General features: G+C 61.8%; 12 protein-coding genes. 11 read left to right on the top strand and 1 reads right to left on the bottom strand.

What is annotated here, in order from left to right; genetic code table 11:
* Window positions 1-195: 195 nt before the first annotated feature.
* The 10 genes from VSR72_RS35540 to VSR72_RS35585 all read left to right on the top strand — a co-directional run bounded on the left by VSR72_RS35540 (window position 196) and on the right by VSR72_RS35585 (window position 9,939).
* Window positions 196-777 carry an ATP synthase subunit I gene (locus tag VSR72_RS35540; protein WP_342956915.1) on the top strand — a complete coding sequence of 194 codons (582 nt, stop codon included), beginning with the start codon at window positions 196-198 and terminating at the stop codon, window positions 775-777.
* 171 nt (window positions 778-948) lie between these two features.
* Window positions 949-1,800: a F0F1 ATP synthase subunit A gene (gene atpB, locus VSR72_RS35545; protein WP_342956916.1), complete on the top strand. Its 852-nt coding sequence runs from the start codon at window positions 949-951 to the stop codon at window positions 1,798-1,800.
* 66 nt (window positions 1,801-1,866) lie between these two features.
* The gene (atpE, locus tag VSR72_RS35550; RefSeq protein ID WP_028203308.1) at window positions 1,867-2,136 is read left to right on the top strand and encodes a F0F1 ATP synthase subunit C; all 270 of its coding nucleotides are present in this window, start codon (window positions 1,867-1,869) and stop codon (window positions 2,134-2,136) included.
* Between the two features lie 140 nt (window positions 2,137-2,276).
* Window positions 2,277-2,747 carry a F0F1 ATP synthase subunit B gene (locus tag VSR72_RS35555; protein ID WP_112169957.1) on the top strand — a complete coding sequence of 157 codons (471 nt, stop codon included), beginning with the start codon at window positions 2,277-2,279 and terminating at the stop codon, window positions 2,745-2,747.
* 2 nt (window positions 2,748-2,749) lie between these two features.
* The gene (locus VSR72_RS35560) at window positions 2,750-3,289 is read left to right on the top strand and encodes a F0F1 ATP synthase subunit delta (RefSeq protein WP_342956917.1); all 540 of its coding nucleotides are present in this window, start codon (window positions 2,750-2,752) and stop codon (window positions 3,287-3,289) included.
* Between the two features lie 67 nt (window positions 3,290-3,356).
* Window positions 3,357-4,898 carry a F0F1 ATP synthase subunit alpha gene (gene atpA, locus VSR72_RS35565; RefSeq protein WP_342956918.1) on the top strand — a complete coding sequence of 514 codons (1,542 nt, stop codon included), beginning with the start codon at window positions 3,357-3,359 and terminating at the stop codon, window positions 4,896-4,898.
* A gap of 84 nt (window positions 4,899-4,982) precedes the next feature.
* Window positions 4,983-5,864 (top strand): F0F1 ATP synthase subunit gamma, encoded by an 882-nt coding sequence (atpG, locus tag VSR72_RS35570; RefSeq protein WP_342956919.1) that lies wholly within the window; start codon window positions 4,983-4,985, stop codon window positions 5,862-5,864.
* An 80-nt stretch (window positions 5,865-5,944) separates the two neighbouring features.
* Complete coding sequence (gene atpD, locus VSR72_RS35575; protein ID WP_342956920.1) at window positions 5,945-7,339, top strand: F0F1 ATP synthase subunit beta; 1,395 nt, start codon at window positions 5,945-5,947, stop codon at window positions 7,337-7,339.
* An 81-nt stretch (window positions 7,340-7,420) separates the two neighbouring features.
* On the top strand, window positions 7,421-7,846 hold the full coding sequence (locus VSR72_RS35580) for a F0F1 ATP synthase subunit epsilon (protein ID WP_342956921.1): 426 nt from the start codon (window positions 7,421-7,423) through the stop codon (window positions 7,844-7,846).
* Between the two features lie 332 nt (window positions 7,847-8,178).
* Window positions 8,179-9,939: an AMP-binding protein gene (locus tag VSR72_RS35585; RefSeq protein ID WP_342956922.1), complete on the top strand. Its 1,761-nt coding sequence runs from the start codon at window positions 8,179-8,181 to the stop codon at window positions 9,937-9,939.
* 731 nt (window positions 9,940-10,670) lie between these two features.
* Here the strand turns inward: VSR72_RS35585 and VSR72_RS35590 are convergent.
* Complete coding sequence (locus tag VSR72_RS35590) at window positions 10,671-11,480, bottom strand: transporter substrate-binding domain-containing protein (protein ID WP_342956923.1); 810 nt, start codon at window positions 11,478-11,480, stop codon at window positions 10,671-10,673.
* 226 nt (window positions 11,481-11,706) lie between these two features.
* On the opposite strand from VSR72_RS35590, the gene hemE reads away from it, so the two are divergent.
* The gene (gene hemE, locus VSR72_RS35595; RefSeq protein ID WP_158758927.1) at window positions 11,707-12,798 is read left to right on the top strand and encodes a uroporphyrinogen decarboxylase; all 1,092 of its coding nucleotides are present in this window, start codon (window positions 11,707-11,709) and stop codon (window positions 12,796-12,798) included.
* Window positions 12,799-13,084 lie beyond the last annotated feature (286 nt).

The raw sequence follows: 13,084 nt of genomic DNA on the forward strand, positions 1-13,084 counted from the left end.
TTACAGTTACCGGTCACACCTTCGCGGCGTCGCATTTCCCGCATCATGAAGTCGCATTTCACAGGTGTTATTGAAGGGCCTAAAGTCTTGAATTGCCTGCAACTATCGCTTACAATCGCCCGGATTTATTTGGTTGGCGATGCTGTAAGCACGCTGTAATTAAGGCGCGTGCAAGGCGAATTTCCGGAATAAGCGATGGTGGGTCAAAGGCCAGACGAAGCGCCGCAGGCGCATGAAGGGCCCGATGTACCGCCGGGCGAAGTCGGGGCATCCAGCCGGGGGCAGGATGCAGCGGCAAAAAATTCCGGGCGCGTTGATCACAACGCGCGCTGGGATGAGCTGGACGCCAGCCAGCAAGATAACAACGACATCGTTCCGCTCACCCGGGCCGAAGCCGAGCAAATCTTCGGCGCGCAGGTGAGTCGCCCATCGCGCGTCACGCCGTTTCGTGTCGTGGCGGCGCAAGTGGTTTTGTCCCTGGTTGCAACGTTGCTCTGGTGGCTGTTTTATAAGCAGCCGGCCGATGCTGCGCTGTCTGCGTTCCTGGGCGGAGCGATCTGCTGGTTCCCTGGTGCGCTGTTCGCAGCGCGCCTCAAGCAGTTGAGCCGTGCCGGCACCGTGTTTAACTGGATGCTCGGTGAAGCCTTCAAGATGGGGGCGACGATTGCGATGTTCGTCGCCATCGCGTTCTGGTATCGCGACGTGCAGTGGATTCCCCTGCTCGTCACGTACCTGATCGCACTAAAGACATACTGGGTCGCGCTCGCTTGGCGCTGATCCACCAACATCGCGCCGCCTCAAGTCAGGGCGTCGAAGCGATGACGGTGGAAGTTAGCTAGCCGATGCGAAGCAGATAAGACACGATCCACGGCGGTGCGTTCCCGCAATACAGCATTGCGGCGGGAGCGGCCGAAAACGATTTTCGACAATTTGGGTGGCTTTAACGATATGGCAGCTAGCGAAGGAACGAGCGCACCGGGTCCGTCCGAGTACATTGCTCACCACTTGCAGAACTTTGCGACGTCGCACCAGACGTCGATCGTCGACTTCAGCGTCTGGAACATCGACACGCTGTTCTGGTCGATCCTGTGCGGCGTTGTAACTATCCTCATCCTGCGCCTCGCTGCGCGCAAAGCGACCCCGGGCGTACCGGGCCGCTTCCAGTGCGCCATCGAAATGCTGGTCGAGATGGTCGAGGACCAGTCCAAGTCCATCGTCCATGGCAACCGCGCATTCATCGCACCGCTCGCGCTGACCGTCTTCATCTGGGTCGCGCTCATGAACTCGCTCGACTTCATTCCCGTCGACCTGCCTGGCCGCGTGATCGGCTGGCTCGGCCTGTCTGAAGTGCTCCCGCACCAGCGCATCGTTCCGACTGCCGACCTCAACGGCACGTTCGGCATCGCGCTCGGCGTGTTCGTGCTGATGATTTACTACAACCTCAAAATCAAGGGTCCTGGCGGCTTCGCACACGAGCTGCTCTCGGCCCCGTTCGGCGCGCATCCGCTGCTGTGGATCCCGAACCTTGCACTGAACATCATCGAGTTCGTCGCCAAGACGGTTTCGCTCGCCCTGCGGTTGTTCGGCAACATGTACGCAGGCGAGCTGCTGTTCCTGCTGATCGCGCTGCTGGGCGGTCTGTGGAGCTTCGGCGCGGACACGACGGTGCTTGGCTTCATCGGCCACGTGATTGCGGGCAGCGTCTGGGCGATCTTCCACATCCTGATCGTTCTGCTGCAGGCGTTCATTTTCATGATGCTGACGCTGGTGTACATCGGCCAGGCACACGACAAGCACTAAGTGCTCGTCAAACCAGATTTGTAGTTTTAAATCCCCAGTTCCAGAAAATCTCAATAAGGAGTGATCATGCAAGCTTTCATCGCCAACATCCAGGGTTTCACGGCCATCGGTATCGGCATCATCATCGGCCTGGGTGCAATCGGCGCCTGTATCGGTATCGGCCTGATGGGCGGCAAGTACATCGAAGCGTGCGCACGTCAGCCTGAACTGATGAACCCGCTGCAGACGAAGATGTTCCTGCTGGCTGGTCTGATCGACGCGGCGTTCCTGATTGGCGTGGGTGTTGCAATGCTGTTCGCGTTCGCTAACCCGCTGCTCTCGAAGCTCGCGGGCTAAGTTCCCTGGAAGGTTGCGCCTGACCTATAACGGGTAGTGGGCGCATGGCGGAACGGGAGACGAGGCGCTGATCGAGTTTCACAACCGATGAGCGCCTTGCCGTTTCAATTCCCCGGAATAGCAACGATTAAGGAAACACCGTGAATCTCAACGCAACCCTGTTTGCGCAAATGGTCGTGTTCCTGATCCTCGCGTGGTTCACGATGAAGTTCGTGTGGCCGCCGTTGATCAACGCCCTCGACGAGCGCTCGAAGAAGATCGCAGACGGCCTCGCCGCTGCGGATAAGGGCAAGGCGGAACTCGAAGCGGCGCACAAGCGCGTCGGTGAAGAGCTCGCCTCGGCCCGCAACGAGGGTCAAAACCGTATCGCCGACGCTGAAAAGCGCGCGCTGGCCGTCGCGGAAGAAATCAAGGCCCAGGCACACGCCGAAGCGGCACGCATCATCGCTCAAGCGAAGGCCGACGCCGACCAGCAGGTCGTCAAGGCGCGCGAAGCACTGCGTTCCGAAGTCGCGGCACTCGCCGTGCAAGGCGCCGAGCAGATCCTGAAGCGCGAAGTCGACCAGTCGGCACACGCCGAACTGCTGAATCAACTGAAAGCCGAGCTCTGATCATGGCCGAACTTGCAACCATCGCCCGCCCGTACGCAGAAGCACTGTTTGGCGTGGCCGAAGCTGGTGACACCGCCGCCTGGTCCACGCTCGTTTCGGAGCTGGCACAGGTTGCGGCCTTGCCCGAGGTGCAGTCGGTCGCGACGAGCCCAAAGGTGAGCCATGCCCAGGTCGTCGAGCTGCTGCTCGCGGCGGTGAAGTCGCCGGTCAAGGAATCGGCCGAGGTGAAGAACCTCGTGCAGATGCTGATCGAGAATCATCGCCTGGCACTGCTGCCGGAAATCCAGACGCAGTTCGAAGCGCTCAAGAACGCCAAGGCAGGTGCTGCTGACGCAGCGATCGTCAGCGCGTTCCCGCTCGAAGGCGCACAGTTGACCGACCTCGTCGCCAGCCTCGAACGCAAGTTCAAATGCAAGCTGAAGCCGACGGTCGAAGTCGACAAGTCGCTCATCGGCGGCGTGCGCGTCACGGTCGGCGACGAAGTGCTCGATACCTCGGTCCGCGCGCGGCTCGCCAGCATGCAGGCGGCTTTGACCGCCTGAGCGCCTCGATCCCAAGGATCGGACGCGGCGGCTGGCACGCAACAGAATTGAACATCAGGAGCGAATAATGCAACTCAATCCCTCTGAGATCAGCGAGCTGATCAAGAGCCGGATCCAGGGCCTTGAAGCGAGCGCCGACGTTCGCAACCAGGGCACCGTGATCTCCGTGACCGACGGTATCGTGCGTATCCACGGCCTGTCGGACGTGATGCAGGGCGAAATGCTCGAATTCCCGGGCAACACCTTCGGCCTCGCGCTGAACCTCGAGCGCGACTCGGTCGGCGCCGTGATTCTGGGTGAGTACGAGCACATCTCGGAAGGCGACATCGTCAAGACGACGGGCCGCATTCTCGAAGTGCCGGTTGGCCCCGAACTCGTCGGCCGCGTGGTCGACCCGCTCGGCAACCCGATCGACGGCAAGGGCCCGATCAACGCCAAGATGACCGACGCGATCGAAAAGATCGCTCCGGGCGTGATCTGGCGCGAAGGCGTGTCGCAGCCGGTGCAAACCGGTCTGAAGTCGATCGACGCCATGGTGCCGATCGGCCGCGGCCAGCGTGAGCTGATCATCGGCGACCGTCAGTGCGGCAAGACCGCCGTGGCCGTCGACGCGATCATCAACCAGAAGGGCAAGGATCTCATCTGTATCTACGTCGCCATCGGTCAGAAGGCTTCGTCGATCCAGAACGTGCTGCGCAAGCTCGAAGAAACGGGCGCGATCGAATACACGATCGTCGTCGCCGCTTCGGCTTCGGAATCGGCCGCGCTGCAGTACCTCGCGCCGTACGCCGGCTGCACGATGGGCGAATACTTCCGCGACCGCGGTCAAGACGCCCTGATCATCTATGACGACTTGACCAAGCAAGCCTGGGCATACCGTCAGATCTCGCTGCTGCTGCGCCGCCCGCCGGGCCGCGAAGCTTACCCCGGCGACGTGTTCTATCTGCACTCGCGTCTGCTCGAGCGTGCCGCTCGCGTGTCGGCCGACTACGTCGAGAAGTTCACGAACGGCGAAGTGAAGGGCAAGACGGGTTCGCTCACCGCACTGCCGATCATCGAAACGCAAGCCGGCGACGTGACCGCATTCGTTCCGACGAACGTGATCTCGATTACCGACGGCCAGATCTTCCTGGAAACCGACCTCTTCAACGCAGGCATCCGCCCGGCAATCAACGCCGGCGTTTCGGTGTCGCGTGTTGGCGGTGCGGCTCAGACCAAGGTCATCAAGAAGCTGTCGGGCGGTATCCGTACCGACCTCGCGCAGTACCGTGAACTGGCAGCATTTGCCCAGTTCGCATCGGACCTCGACGAAGCGACCCGCAAGCAGCTCGAGCGCGGCCGCCGCGTGACGGAACTGCTCAAGCAGCCGCAGTACCAGCCGCTGCAGGTGTGGGAACTGGCTGTGGCGCTGTTCTCGGCGAACAACGGCTACCTCGACGACGTCGACGTCAAGGACGTCCTGCCGTTCGAAAAGGGCCTGCGCGAATACCTGAAGTCGAAGCACGCCGACCTGATCGGCCGCATCGAGGACAAGAAGGACCTGTCGAAGGACGACGAGAACGCGCTTCACGCGGCTCTCAAGGACTTCAAGAAGTCCGGCGCATACTGATCCGTCCGGGAATCAGACACGATAAACGGACTGGGACCCGAGTCGGCGCGCAAGCGCTAACTCGGGTCGACAAAGGAGCAAGCAATGGCTGGAATGAAGGAAATTCGCGGCAAGATCAAGAGCGTGCAAAACACGCGCAAGATCACCAAGGCGATGGAAATGGTCGCGGCGTCGAAAATGCGCCGTGCCCAGGAGCGCATGCGCGCCGCCCGCCCGTATGCCGACAAGGTCCGCGACATCGCTGCGCACATGAGCCGTGCGAACCCCGAGTATCGTCATCCGTTCATGACGGAAAACAACGATGCGAAGGTCGCAGGCCTGATTCTCGTCACGACCGACAAGGGTCTGTGCGGCGGGATGAACACCAACGTGCTGCGCGCGACGCTGCAGAAGATCAAGGATCTGGAAGCATCCGGCACGTCGATCGAAGCAACTGCGATCGGCAGCAAGGGCCTCGGTTTCCTGAACCGTCTGCGCGCGAAGGTCGTCTCGAACGTTGTGCAACTCGGCGACACGCCGCACCTCGAAAAGCTGATCGGCGCGATCAAGGTGCAGCTCGACCAGTACTCGGAAGGCAAGCTTTCCGCCGTGTACCTCGCGTACACGCGCTTCGTCAATACGATGAAGCAGGAGCCGGTGATCGAGCAACTGCTGCCGCTGTCGGCCGAGCGTCTCGAAGCGAACGACGACGGCACGACGCCGAAGTCGGCGTGGGACTACATCTACGAGCCGGACGCGCAAACCGTCGTGGACGAACTGCTGGTGCGCTATGTCGAAGCCCTGGTCTATCAGGCCGTGGCGGAAAACATGGCTTCGGAGCAGTCGGCCCGTATGGTGGCGATGAAGGCGGCGTCGGACAACGCGAAGACGGTCATCAACGAACTGCAGCTCTCGTACAACAAGAGCCGCCAGGCCGCGATTACGAAGGAACTTTCGGAAATCGTCGGCGGCGCAGCAGCCGTCTGATAAGCGCGAGCCGATTGCGAAACCGCGCCGGTGTTGAACCGGTGAGCGAGTGAAGAATTCAGGTATCTAAAGGAAAATCGATGAGTACAACTGCTTTGGTAGAAGGCAAGATCGTACAGTGCATCGGCGCGGTGATCGACGTGGAATTCCCGCGCGAGACCATGCCGAAGATTTACGACGCGCTGATTCTCGAAGGGTCGGACCTGACCCTGGAAGTGCAGCAGCAGCTGGGCGACGGCGTTGTCCGCACCATCTGTCTGGGTGCTTCGGACGGTCTGCGTCGCGGCACCGTGGTCAAGAACACGGGCAAGCCCATCAGCGTGCCGGTTGGCAAGCCGACTCTGGGCCGCATCATGGACGTGCTCGGTCGCCCGATCGACGAAGCTGGCCCGATCGTGAGCGAAACGACGCGCGCGATCCACCAGAAGGCACCGGCGTTCGAAGACCTGTCGCCGTCGGCGGAACTGCTCGAAACCGGCATCAAGGTTATCGACCTGATCTGCCCGTTCGCGAAGGGCGGCAAGGTTGGCCTGTTCGGTGGTGCTGGCGTGGGCAAGACCGTCAACATGATGGAGCTCATCAACAACATCGCCAAGGAACACGGTGGTTTCTCCGTGTTCGCGGGCGTGGGCGAGCGTACCCGTGAGGGCAACGACTTCTACCACGAAATGAAGGACTCGAACGTTCTCGACAAGGTCGCGCTGGTGTACGGCCAGATGAACGAGCCGCCGGGCAACCGTCTGCGCGTCGCGCTGACGGGTCTCACGATGGCCGAGCACTTCCGTGACGAAGGCCTCGACGTGCTGTTCTTCGTCGACAACATCTACCGTTTCACGCTGGCTGGCACGGAAGTGTCGGCACTGCTCGGCCGTATGCCGTCGGCAGTGGGCTATCAGCCGACGCTGGCAGAAGAAATGGGCAAGCTGCAAGAGCGCATCACGTCGACCAAGAAGGGCTCGATTACGTCGGTTCAGGCCGTGTACGTCCCTGCGGACGACTTGACCGACCCGTCGCCGGCTACGACCTTCGGCCACCTGGACGCAACCGTCGTGCTGTCGCGTGACATCGCCTCGCTGGGTATCTACCCGGCAGTCGATCCGCTCGACTCGACCTCGCGCCAGATCGACCCGAACGTGATCGGCGAAGAGCACTACTCGATCACGCGTGGCGTGCAGCAAACGCTGCAGCGCTACAAGGAACTGCGCGACATCATCGCGATTCTGGGCATGGACGAACTGTCGCCGGACGACAAGCTGACGGTGGCTCGCGCACGCAAGATCCAGCGTTTCCTGTCGCAGCCGTTCCACGTCGCGGAAGTCTTCACGGGCTCGCCGGGCAAGTACGTGCCGCTGAAGGAAACGATCCGCGGCTTCAAGATGATCGTTGGCGGCGAATGCGATCACCTGCCGGAGCAGGCGTTCTACATGGTCGGCACGATCGACGAAGCCTTCGAAAAGGCCAAGAAGATCCAGTAAGGGTTGAGTTGCCTAAGCGCGGACAGGTAACACGTTACGTGTCCGCCGCAGCAACCCATTGACCCCAAGGAGTCGACACATATGGCAGCAACCATCAAGGTAGACGTCGTCAGCGCCGAAGAGAACATCTTCGACGGCCAGGCGAAGTTCGTCGCGCTTCCGGGCGAGGCGGGCGAGCTGGGCATTCTGCCGGGCCACACGCCGCTCATCACGCGTATTCGTCCGGGTGCCGTGCGCATCGTGGCGGAAGACGGCGCTGAAGAGTTCGTGTTCGTCGCAGGCGGCATTCTCGAAGTGCAGCCGGGCGCCGTCACGGTGCTCGCCGACACGGCGATCCGCGGCAAGGATCTCGACGAGGCGAAGGCCACGGAAGCGCGCAGGCGCGCTGAAGAGACGCTGCAGAACGCGGGCTCGAACCTCGAGTACGCCACCGCCCAGGCCGAACTGGCCTACGCGGTCGCGCAGCTCGCGGCGATCCAGCGCCTGCGCAAGATGAACCAGCACTAATTGGTTCTCGTACGCGCGCCCTCGTGGCGTGGCGTTCGAAGCGAAAAGGGCTCCCCAAACGGGGAGCCCTTTTTGCATTTCTGCGCCCCTGAACGGGCACGGCCCGATGGCATCGCGTTAAAAAACGCGGCATAAATGCCGTGAGCCACGGTGGTCGACAAAAACGCTCTGACATACTTGACGTTTACGGAAAGGTAATGCCAAATCATGCGTTCGCAGCCGGCCCAGACCCTGCGGGTAAGACTTGATGCCGCCCCCGGGAGAGCCGGTGGCACAATAGTTTTCAAATTCATTTCAAACGCGGGAGTGATGCTCCCCAGGAGACAGCCATCATGGCAATCGACGCAGCAGGCGCGCGCGCCGCGCCCGGTGTACATGAGCCGCTCATCGCGCCGAAAGACGGGCTTTCCTACGTGCGAGGCACGACTGATGTGCCGCTCAGCGACGCGACCCTCGGTACGTTCCTACAGCAGACTGCAATGCAGTTTCCCGAGCGCCCGGCCGTGGTGTTCCGCGAGCAGGGTATCCGCTGGAACTGGCGTGAGTTCGCCGCTGAAGTGGACGTGCTTGCAGCCGGCTTCGCAGAGATAGGCATCGTCAAGGGCGATCGCGTTGGTATCTGGTCGCCCAATCGCGTCGAATGGCTGCTCACCCAGTTTGCGACTGCGCGTATCGGCGCGGTACTCGTCAACATCAATCCCGCGTATCGCCTCGCCGAACTGGAATACGCGCTGAACAAGGTCAGTTGCAAGGCGATCGTCTCCGCGGAGAGCTTCAAGACTTCGAAGTATCTGGAGATGCTGCAGACGCTCGCGCCCGAGCTTGCGAGCGCCACGCCTGGCCAGTTGCAGGCAGCGCGCCTGCCCGAGCTGCGCGCGGTCGTGCGCATGTGCGACACGGCCACGCCCGGCATGCTCTGCTTCAGCGAACTCGTTGAGATGGGCCGCGAGCGCATCGCCCGCGATGGCACAGCGTGGCTCGACGCGATCGACGCGACGCTATCGCCTGATGACGCCATCAACATCCAGTTCACGAGCGGCACGACCGGCAATCCGAAGGGCGCGACGCTCACGCACCGCAACGTGCTCAACAACGGGCGTTTCATCGCCCAGGCGATGCGCCTCACGGAAATGGATTCGCTCTGCATTCCGGTGCCGCTCTATCACTGCTTCGGCATGGTGCTCGCGGTGCTCGCATGCGTATCCGTGGGCGCAAACATGGTGTTCCCGGGCGAGGCCTTCGATCCGCGCGCGACGCTCGAAGCCGTCTCGGAAGAGGGCTGCACGGCGTTGCACGGCGTGCCTACGATGTTCATCGCCGAACTCGATCATCCGGAGTTCGCGCGCTTCGATCTTTCGAAGCTGCGCACGGGCATCATGGCCGGCTCGCCGTGCCCGATCGAGACGATGAAGCGCGTAGTCTCGAAGATGCATCTCGCCGAAATCACCATCGCCTACGGCATGACGGAAACGAGCCCGGTGTCGTTCCAGAGTTCGACGACCGATCCGCTCGACAAGCGCACGACCACGGTGGGCCGCATTCAGCCGCATCTCGAAGTGAAGATCGTCGACGCGCTCGGCAATACCGTGCCCGTGGGTGAAACGGGCGAGCTGTGTACGAAGGGCTATTCGGTGATGCAGGGCTATTGGGGCGACGAGGAGAAAACGGCCGAGTCGATCGTCGATGGCTGGATGCATACGGGCGATCTCGCGACGATCGACGCCGAAGGCTATTGCAACATCGTCGGCCGCCTGAAGGACATGCTCATTCGCGGTGGCGAGAACATCTACCCGCGCGAGATCGAAGAGTTTCTGTTCCGCCATCCGAAGGTGCAGTCCGCGCAGGTTTTCGGCGTGCCCGATCCTAAGTACGGTGAGGAAGTGTGCGCATGGATCGTGCTGCGTCCAGGCGAAGCGGCAACGGCGGAAGACATTCAGGCGTTCTGCCAGGGGCAGATTGCGCACTACAAGATTCCGAAGTACATCCGCTTCGTCGACGAACTGCCGATGACCGTAACGGGCAAGGTGCAGAAGTTCGTGATGCGCGCGCGCATGATCGAGGAACTCAAGATCAGCGAGCAGAAGACGGCTTGATGAACGATGGCTGCGGCGTCCGACTCACGACGTCGCGGCAGTTTTCCCGGACGCGAAAAAATAGTCGGGAAACCGAACGATTGTCTGATGGTGGGAGTTGGATGAGAGCGATGCCTGGTGAATGACGAAACGTACAGGCGAAAAAAAAGCGGGCCTGGAGCCCGCTAAAAACCACACGCTACGGGGTTAGCGCGAGGAGACCAAAGGAGGAGCCGGGTCATGAAACGTCTTCGACGCCGGTCACGGCTCCAACAAGGATGCCCCTCGAGAGGGCTTCGGCGTAGGGCCGACCGGCAGGTGTTTTGTGTCCGCTCACACTGGCACCGAGCCACATCCGTGTTGAAACCGTTGAAGGCATTGTGGGCGAATTAAGATAGCTTCGCGGTAACAAAGTGTTTCAGGTTGTAACGCCCGCCAGATAAGGCTCCGAGCCTCTTTTTGCCTTCCTGGGCGTTTCAGGGAAGTCATTTTTACCGCTATTTCCCGAGGCTGCCTGACGGTCTGGATGACGGTTCGCGTACGAGGATTCGTATTGCATGAGGAAAGGCCCAAGGCATGGGCCTTCAGTGCGCGACGCGCACCGTACGGATTTACCGGTTGCGCACATGCGCAATGCGTCGATATCGCGCGCGCGCGCGAAATGCAAACTTTGCGCGCCTCGTGCTACGGCAACTTCTGCAACTCATCGTAGCAATTCGAAGGGCCATAACAACGTGGCGCGGGTCAGCGCTTCACTTCAGCCACTTGTCGGAGATTGCCTGATATTCGCCGCTCGCGCGCGCAAGGTGCAGCCACTGATCGACATACTGCTGGAACACCACATCGCCGCGCGGCACCATCCATGCTTTCTCGCCGTACTGGAACGGCTTGTCGGGATGCACTGAGCACAAGCCTGGGTTGAGCTTCTGCTGCAGCATGGTCTCGGACGCGTCGGTCACCATCACGTCGGCTTTGCCCGCGAGGATCTGCTTGAAGATCGTCACGTTATCCGGATACATGATGAGATTCGCGTGCGGCAAGAACTGCTTCGCAAAGCGCTCGTTCGTGCCGCCCGGATTCATGATCACGCGCACCGAAGGCTGATTGATCTGCGCGATCGTCTGGTACTTCTTGACGTCGTCGCATCGCACGATCGGTGTCTTGCCGTCGACCTGATACGCCTCGGTGAAGAACGCGCGCTTCTGCCGATCGAGCGTGGTGGAGACGCCGCCCACCGCAACGTCGCACTTCGCGAGGAAGTCGTTCATGAGATTCGACCACGACGTCTTCACGAACTCGGCCTTCACGCCCAGCGACTTCGCAAGCGACTCCGTCATGTCGATGTCGATGCCTTCGAACGTGCCGTCCTGCCTGTAGAACGAGTAGGGCTTGTAGTCGCCGGTCGTGCAGGCGCGCAGCGTGCCGCGCGCGATGATTTCATCGAGGCGTGAAGGCGCGGCAGCCTGTGCGGTGTTGGCTGACGTAGCGGTGGACTGACCCGTGGCGCATGCGCTCAGCAAAGCGGCGCTAACGATCGTCAGGCCGAGGGCGGCTTTTTTCATGGTGTCTCCGTATATAGTTTTGATTGATGTAATTCATTAGAAAGCCGTCCGATCATAGTCCTCACGTGCGGAGTGGATAAGCGCGGACTTACCTGGGTATGCAGGCGCCTATACTTCAGTGTCATTGCGCTTTCTGATGCCGCCCATCAGCGGCATGGCGCGGCGGCCGCTCCGGTAAAATGGTCGCTTGCTTCCGAACCTTGGCGCGACTTCGCGCATCTCGCACGTGGCCCACACTCTCCTGAACGACACCTTCCTGCGCGCGTTGCTGCGCCAGCCGACCGAGTACACGCCGATCTGGCTGATGCGCCAGGCAGGCCGCTATCTGCCGGAGTACAACGCCACTCGCAGCCGCGCGGGCAGCTTCCTCGGGCTCGCAAAGAATCCCGATTACGCCACCGAGGTCACGCTGCAACCGCTCGAGCGCTACCCGCTCGACGCCGCGATCCTGTTCTCCGACATCCTGACGATTCCAGACGCGATGGGTCTCGGCCTCTCGTTCCAGGCGGGCGAAGGACCGAAGTTCGCGCACCCCGTTCGCACCGAAGAAGACGTGGCGCGCCTGGCCGTTCCGGATATCGGCGCGACGCTCGGCTACGTGACCGATGCCGTGCGTGAAATTCGCCGCGCGCTTACCAATGCAGACGGGCGCCAGCGCGTGCCGCTCATCGGCTTTTCGGGCAGCCCGTGGACGCTCGCGTGCTACATGGTCGAAGGCGGCGGCTCGGACGACTTCCGCACGGTGAAGTCGATGCTGTACGCGCGCCCGGACCTCATGCAGCGCATTCTCGAAGTCAACGCGCAGGCCGTGGCGGCCTACCTGAACGCGCAGATCGAAGCGGGCGCGCAGGCCGTGATGATCTTCGACACCTGGGGTGGCGCACTCGCAGACGGCGCGTACCAGCGCTTCTCGCTCGCGTACATCGCGCAGGTCGTGGCGCAGCTCAAGCGCGAGCACGATGGCGAGCGCGTGCCGGTGATCACGTTCACGAAGGGCGGCGGCCTCTGGCTCGATGAAATCGCCAATACGGGCGTGGACGCAGTGGGTCTCGACTGGACCGTCAATCTCGGCCGCGCGCGCGAGCGCGTGGGCGATCGCGTGGCGCTCCAGGGCAACCTCGACCCCACGGTGCTGTTCGCTTCTCCGGCCGCGATTCGCGAGCAGGCGCGCGCGGTACTGGACAGCTTTGGCGCCCACCCGGGCCACGTGTTCAACCTCGGCCACGGCATTTCGCAGTTCACGCCGCCCGAAAGCGTCGCTGAACTCGTGGACGAAGTGCATCGTCACAGCCGCGCGATTCGCGCGACCGGTGCGTGACGTTTTTGGTGCGTCGCAGCAAGCTGGGCTCCGGGCATCAGGGTATGACCGGGCCCAAGAGGCCATCCAGACGCCATCGCGGTCCTGTCAAGACTTGACTTATGCACACTTGCCTCGTTGCGGCGCGCAAGAGGGAAAGGTTGTCGCAGGTGCCCGCACAAGTCTGAGCAGAATCAATCAGACCCTTGACAGACAAGGCTTTCGGCGCTCCACGGCGCTCTGTGCGGTATCCCACATAACGACGACGCGCGGGCGCGCCACGGCGGCGCCCGGGAAGTTCTCAACA

The organism is Paraburkholderia sp. JHI869 (genome assembly GCF_038900775.1).
In the GTDB taxonomy this organism is placed as follows: domain Bacteria; phylum Pseudomonadota; class Gammaproteobacteria; order Burkholderiales; family Burkholderiaceae; genus Paraburkholderia.

Bases quoted from the DNA above. Each gene is read 5' to 3' on its own strand.
- atpE (WP_028203308.1), top strand. From the start codon at position 1,867: ATGCAAGCTTTCATCGCCAACATCCAGGGTTTCACGGCCATCGGTATC.
- atpG (WP_342956919.1), top strand. From the start codon at position 4,983: ATGGCTGGAATGAAGGAAATTCGCGGCAAGATCAAGAGCGTGCAAAAC.
- atpD (WP_342956920.1), top strand. From the start codon at position 5,945: ATGAGTACAACTGCTTTGGTAGAAGGCAAGATCGTACAGTGCATCGGC.
- VSR72_RS35580 (WP_342956921.1), top strand. From the start codon at position 7,421: ATGGCAGCAACCATCAAGGTAGACGTCGTCAGCGCCGAAGAGAACATC.
- atpB (WP_342956916.1), top strand. From the start codon at position 949: ATGGCAGCTAGCGAAGGAACGAGCGCACCGGGTCCGTCCGAGTACATT.
- VSR72_RS35590 (WP_342956923.1), bottom strand. From the start codon at position 11,480: ATGAAAAAAGCCGCCCTCGGCCTGACGATCGTTAGCGCCGCTTTGCTG.
- VSR72_RS35560 (WP_342956917.1), top strand. From the start codon at position 2,750: ATGGCCGAACTTGCAACCATCGCCCGCCCGTACGCAGAAGCACTGTTT.
- atpA (WP_342956918.1), top strand. From the start codon at position 3,357: ATGCAACTCAATCCCTCTGAGATCAGCGAGCTGATCAAGAGCCGGATC.
- VSR72_RS35540 (WP_342956915.1), top strand. From the start codon at position 196: ATGGTGGGTCAAAGGCCAGACGAAGCGCCGCAGGCGCATGAAGGGCCC.
- VSR72_RS35585 (WP_342956922.1), top strand. From the start codon at position 8,179: ATGGCAATCGACGCAGCAGGCGCGCGCGCCGCGCCCGGTGTACATGAG.